This window comes from Devosia sp., assembly GCF_017307565.1.
In the GTDB taxonomy this organism is placed as follows: Bacteria; Pseudomonadota; Alphaproteobacteria; order Rhizobiales; family Devosiaceae; genus Devosia.
Genome location: NZ_JAFKHD010000432.1, coordinates 24055 through 29785 on the forward strand (window position 1 = coordinate 24055; position 5731 = coordinate 29785).

At 62.2% G+C, this 5731-nt stretch carries 6 protein-coding genes; 2 read left to right on the plus strand and 4 right to left on the minus strand.

The genetic code is table 11. From position 1 onward, the window contains the following. Positions 1 to 86: 86 nt before the first annotated feature. Both pyk and J0I64_RS18705 read right to left on the minus strand, forming a co-directional pair. Positions 87 to 1526 carry a pyruvate kinase gene (pyk, locus tag J0I64_RS18700; protein ID WP_291411060.1) on the minus strand — a complete coding sequence of 480 codons (1440 nt, stop codon included), beginning with the start codon at positions 1524 to 1526 and terminating at the stop codon, positions 87 to 89. Beyond that, positions 1523 to 2104 carry a DUF1036 domain-containing protein gene (locus J0I64_RS18705; RefSeq protein ID WP_291411062.1) on the minus strand — a complete coding sequence of 194 codons (582 nt, stop codon included), beginning with the start codon at positions 2102 to 2104 and terminating at the stop codon, positions 1523 to 1525. Before J0I64_RS18705 ends, pyk begins: the two co-directional genes overlap by 4 nt. 163 nt (positions 2105 to 2267) lie before the next feature. Here J0I64_RS18705 and J0I64_RS18710 point away from each other — a divergent pair, with 163 nt between their 5' ends. After that, positions 2268 to 2543 (plus strand): DUF2312 domain-containing protein, encoded by a 276-nt coding sequence (locus J0I64_RS18710; protein ID WP_291411064.1) that lies wholly within the window; start codon positions 2268 to 2270, stop codon positions 2541 to 2543. 13 nt (positions 2544 to 2556) lie between these two features. Here the strand turns inward: J0I64_RS18710 and J0I64_RS18715 are convergent, their stop codons facing one another. Together J0I64_RS18715 and J0I64_RS18720 are read right to left on the minus strand one after the other, a co-directional pair. Beyond that, positions 2557 to 3156 (minus strand): hypothetical protein, encoded by a 600-nt coding sequence (locus J0I64_RS18715; protein ID WP_291411065.1) that lies wholly within the window; start codon positions 3154 to 3156, stop codon positions 2557 to 2559. Beyond that, positions 3149 to 4303: a hypothetical protein gene (locus J0I64_RS18720; RefSeq protein WP_291411067.1), complete on the minus strand. Its 1155-nt coding sequence runs from the start codon at positions 4301 to 4303 to the stop codon at positions 3149 to 3151. The genes J0I64_RS18715 and J0I64_RS18720 overlap by 8 nt, the downstream gene beginning before the upstream one ends. Before the next feature lie 152 nt (positions 4304 to 4455). Between J0I64_RS18720 and J0I64_RS18725 the strand changes: the two genes are divergently transcribed. Next, positions 4456 to 5619 carry a glycosyltransferase family 2 protein gene (locus tag J0I64_RS18725; RefSeq protein ID WP_291411069.1) on the plus strand — a complete coding sequence of 388 codons (1164 nt, stop codon included), beginning with the start codon at positions 4456 to 4458 and terminating at the stop codon, positions 5617 to 5619. Positions 5620 to 5731 lie beyond the last annotated feature (112 nt).

Sequence of the window (5731 nt, forward strand, 5' to 3'; positions counted from 1 at the left end):
CCCGTCGATCAGCTCGCCTCCCGCCCAAAATAGAAAAGGCCCCGAATTGATCGGGGCCTTTTCTTATATTCAGGTGGCAGCTTGTTTCAGCTCGAGCCGGCGCCGTCCTGGCGGACGAAGGCGATGCGGAGCATGTTGGTGGCGCCTGGCGTGCCCAGCGGAATGCCAGCGGTGATGGCGATGCGGTCGCCGGGGCGGGCAAAGCCTTCCTGATAGGCGATGACGCAGGCGCGATCGACCATGTCTTCGAGCGACACGGCGTCTTCGGTCTGCACACAATGCACGCCCCAGACCACCGACATGCGGCGGATGGTACGCATATTGGGCGAGAGCACGATGATGGGCTTGCTCGGCCGTTCGCGGGCAGCGCGGATGCCGGTCGAGCCGGAAGCCGTGTAGGTGACGATGGCGGCGAGATCGAGCGTTTCAGCAACCTGGCGGGTTGCGGCCGAAATGGCGTCGGCGGCGGTTGCCTCCGGCTCGGTCTGAGCGGCGCGGATAATGCCGCGATAGTTGGCATCGCTTTCGACGGCCACGGCGACCTTGTTCATGGTCGCGACCGCTTCGATCGGGTACTGACCCGAGGCGGATTCGGCCGAGAGCATGACGGCGTCGGCGCCTTCGAAGACGGCGATCGAGACGTCGCTGACTTCGGCGCGGGTCGGCACCGGCGAGGTGATCATGGATTCGAGCATCTGCGTCGCCACGACCACCGGCTTGCCATAGCGGCGGCACATGCGGATCATGCGCTTCTGCAGGCCCGGAACGGTTTCAAGCGGCAGTTCGACGCCGAGATCGCCGCGCGCCACCATGATGGCGTCAGAGAGTTTTACGATTTCTTCGAGGCGATCGATGGCCTGGGGCTTTTCGATCTTGGCCATGACGCCGGCGCGGCCCTGGACGATCTTGCGAACGTCGATGATGTCTTCGGGGCGCTGCACGAAGGAGAGAGCGATCCAGTCGGCCTCGGCCTTGAGGCCTTCGAGCAGGTCCGCGTGGTCCTTTTCGGTCAGCGCGCCGGTCGGCAGCAGCGTGTCGGGCAGGGAAACGCCCTTCTTGTCGGAGAGCTTGCCACCATAGACCACTTCGGTCTCGATGACGCCGCCTCCGACTTTAGTAGCCTTGAGTTGCAGCTTGCCATCGTCCAGAAGGAGGCGGTCTCCGACAGAGACGCTCTCGATGATCTCCGGATGCGGCAGGTAAACGCGCTCGGAATTGCCGTTGTCGTTCTTCTCGCTGTCGAGCGTGAATTTCTGGCCGGCAACCAGGTTGATCGAGCCTTCCGCGAATTTCCAGACGCGGAGCTTGGGCCCCTGCAAGTCGACGAGCACGCCGAGCGGATGCTTGAGGCGAGCCTCGACGCTGCGGATGCGCGCCACGGTCTGGTGCAGAAGCTCGTGGCTGGCATGGCTCATATTGATGCGGAATACGTCCGCACCGGCCTTTGCCAGTTCCTCGATCATCTTTTCCTCGTTGCTTGCGGGCCCGAGGGTGGCGAGGATCTTTGCGCGTCTGATCCGTCTCATTGCGTATCCGTGCTCTGTCTGTCTGGCGGTGGCGGCGGGAGGGGGACCACCTGGTCGGCTTGGTTTTCAGGGTCAACCAGGAAGGCCGGCTCCTCTAGATCTTCACCCTCATCCGGACCCACTATGTTGGGCGCGCCAGCGCTTTCGCTCAGCTGCAGCGTCCAGTCCGTCCGGTTCTGGGTATCGATTTCAAAGAACCCCGTGCGCTCATAGCCCCGTGCGAGGCAATCCTCAACCCCGAATATTGTGAAGGTTTCATCTCGGGTGCACATGAACACCTGGCCATCCCAGGCGCCCCCGCCAATATCGTCCACGGCATAGAGGTAATAGAAACGGCGCGCGAGATCGCCCTGGTAGAGCGTGCGGCAATCTCCGGGCGGGGTCTGCCACCAGCCTTCGCTCATCCAGCCGCGCTCGGCGCGATAGCCCAAAGCCACCGAAACGATGTTGGCCGTCTGGTTGCAGATACGCAAATCGGCGAAAGCGGGTGCGGGAGCGGCGAGGAAAAAACCGCCCGCAAGAAGCGGCAGAAGCGTCGAGCCGAGGCAGAAGCGATGCAAGGGCAGGCCCTGGGTCATGGAATTACCGGGAGTGTTTGAGCCGATGAGAACAATCGGGTCAATGGCTAATGCCTGGATTTGACGGAATTGCGGGTATGCGGAACGGCACATTTGTAGAGAATCGGGCCGTCAAGGGGTTGAACCCGGCGAGCCCATGGGGTTCAAGACGGACCAGAACAAAATGAGGTTTACGATGGCCGTCGAAGACAGCGTCGCCCAGGATCAGCTCCGCGCCTTTATCGAGCGCATCGAGCGGATGGAAGAAGAGAAGGCCGCCATCGCGGCTGACATCAAGGAAATCTATGCCGAAGCCAAGGGCAACGGCTTTGACACCAAAATCCTGCGCAAGATCGTAACGATCCGCAAGCAGGACGCCAATGAGCGTATGGAGCAGGAAGCCATACTCGAGCTCTACATGTCGGCGCTCGGCATGATCGAAGGCGCTTCCGACCACTAATTCCCGTCTACGCTCAGCCTGGCTGTGCCGGGCTGAGCGACGCGGCGGTCAGCTTGACCGATCGCCAATATGTGTTCGACACGCGCTTGCCGGGATTGATGGCATCGGGGAAGTCGAGCCCGATATTGGCAAAGCCGCTCTCGCCCAGGGCCTTGGCCGGGATCGCGAGCGTGAAGCGCTCGGTCTTGTCCGGCGTCACGGCGATGTCACCGATCTTGCTTCCATCGACCGAAATGACGACGCGCTGCTTGGCCGGGCCCGGCAGGGTGACGCCTGTCAATTCCAGCATCAGCGTCAAGGGTTGCGGCGTGCCGATGGCGAAGCGCAGGCGCGAGGTCTCGCCCACTGAATGCATGCCGTCGCCGGCCGGGCCGCTCCAGCCGCAGGGGCGCAGTTCGCGCGTCTCATCGCCGCCTGAGCGGAAGTTCAGTTCGGTGCCGAGAACATAGGCGCCCGTCACTGGCTGGGGCAGGCAGGTCGTCGTGCGGTCGATGTAATAGGCGCGATAATCGGCCGAGACATTGGGGTGCAGGGCCTGCCACAGAATGGCGAGTTCGGCGAGCGCGAGGACGGCCGCGAGCGCATAGATGGCGAGAGGCGAGCGATCAGACAAGCGCAACATTGCCTCCGAGCCAGGCGAGCGTGACGAACCAGGCACTGACGATCAGCCCCAAAAGGCTGATGGCGAAGACCGCGCGATTGCGGCCGAGAAGCGTGGCGAGCGTCACGGTGACCGGCACCATGCCGGCCATGAAGCGCAGCATGGACGCCAGGCCCGCCGCCAGCGGGATCAGGATGCAGAAAAGGCAGAAGACCACGGCCGGCCATTGCCGGCGAATGGCAAGGATCACCGTGCAGACAAGGCCGGTGACGGCGGCCAACGCCAGGATCTGGGAATTGCTGAGGAGCGCGCCATTGTCGGGCCAGTTGATCAGCCCTTCCCACAGATAGATAAAGGGGTTGTCGATCATCCGGCCCCAGGCGCGCTGGGTATGGCTGAAGGCGAGGCCGTCGCCGATCCAGTAGTTGAGGAAGGCCACATAGACGAAGAAGCCGAGCGGCGAGATGAAGATCGCGAGTACCAGCTTTGGCTGGCCCAGAAGGCCGCCGATGACGCCACGCCAGGTTCCTCTGGTCGCGCGGTAATCCATCAACGCCTTGATGCCGATGGCGAGCGATGCAAAGACCCCGACGATGCGGGTGGCCGAGAGCAGGGCCGCGGCGCCCGCGGCGCCGAGATAATCGGATCGGCCGATGAAGCGGAATACCAGCGTCGTCAGCAGCACGAACATCACCTCGGTAAAGAAGGTGGTGAAGTAGAACGACAGCGGGCCCGAGAGGATGAAGGCGGCATAGAGCGCATAGGCGCGGATGTTACGACCGAGCAGCGGCCAGGCGGCGACCACGGCGGCGTAGGCGGTGAGGATCGAGACAAGGCTCGCCAGTACGATGGTGGGCAGGGGTATGACCTTGCCGATCAACCCCACCAGGATGGGATAGAACGGGAAGAATGCCCAGTTCCCGGCGGACACGCGCGAGGGCACCGGGAAGGTGTCGTAGCCGGATTCGGCCATATGGACGTACCAGCCGCAATCCCAGCGGCAGAGCGCATCGAAATATTGCGTCCAGTCCGTATCTGGCTGGGCGTAGCGGAAGGCGAGGAACCGGATCAGCGTGCCGCTGACCACGAAGAGCAGGGGGAGAAGCAGGACCAGCCGGTTCGGCTTGTCATGCCCGGTATCAAGACTGGGCGAGTGCATGGCACCTCCTGCCATGTGGAATGCGTGAATTGGCACAAAGCGAAGACGGTCACATCTGCGTGGCGTGCAAACCTGCCATGAATTCTATGCCACGCAACTTTAAGTGCGCGTTATGCTTTTAAGGAGATGCCCGAAGCCAGAGTGCTCAACAAATGTCGAACGGCCCTATCCAAGAAGCCCTCGTCGAACTCCATACCAATTTCCGTCCTCCCCAGCTCGCCGTCATCGTCCCCTCCTATAATGAGCGGGGCAATATCGAGTTGCTCTATGAAAAAGTCGCCCTCGCGCTCGGCGACACGCCTTGGGAAATGATTGTCGTCGACGACAATAGCCCCGATGGCACGGCCGATGTCGTCAACGAACTGAGCCGGGTCTATGCCAATATCCGCTGCCTCCGCCGCTTTGGCCGCCGTGGCCTTGCTTCGGCCTGTGTGGAAGGCATGGCGGTTACCGCTGCGCCCTATGTGGCCGTGATCGATGCCGACCATCAGCATGACGAGACCATTCTGCCAAAGATGCTGGCCGAAGCGCTTAATGGCGCCGATCTCGTGGTCGGTTCGCGCTTTGCCGAGGGCGGTTCTGCCGGCGATGGCCTCAGCGCCACCCGGCTTTCGGGCAGCAACCTTGCCAACAAGCTCGCGGGCATGATCGCCGGGCAGGCGGTCAGCGATCCGATGAGCGGGTTTTTCCTCGTCCGTCGCGAGGCGGCGCTTGAAGCGGCGCCGAAACTGGCGAGCGATGGTTTCAAGATCCTCATCGACCTGATCGTGACGTCGGCCCGCATGGGCAAGCCGCTCAAGATCGCCGAAGTGCCCTATACGTTCCGCCAGCGCCATGCCGGCGAGAGCAAGATGAACCCGCTGATCGTGATCCAGTATCTCGGTCTCTGGGTGTCGAAGATGACCGGCGGCACGCTGCCGCCGAGTTTCCTGCTGTTTGGCCTCGTCGGAGGTACCGGCGTTGTCGTGCACCTCGCAACGCTCTGGTTCTTCACGGCCGTGCTGATCCAGGGCGAGGTGGTGTCGCAGACCACGGAATTCCTGATCTCCCAGATTGCGGCGACGCTGATCGCCATGACCTGGAACTTCGTGCTCAACAACAACCTGACCTATGCCGATCGCAAGCTGAAGGGCACGCGGTTGATCACGGGCTTCCTGAGTTTTTGTGCGATCTGCGCGCTGGGTGGCATTGCCAATATTTCGGTCGCCAATGCGATCTACCAGTGGGATCACCAGACCTTCGTCGCCGGCCTTTCGGGCGCGATCATGAGCTCGGTGTTCAACTACGCGGTGACCCGGGCCTTTACCTGGAAGTAGGGACCCAAAACGTCTCAAGCACAAAGGGCATTCCTGCTGTCGCGGGAATGCCCTTTGTTTATTTGGAGTGGAGATTTACGCCTGAGCAAGGGCCGCCTTCATGGCGGCTTCG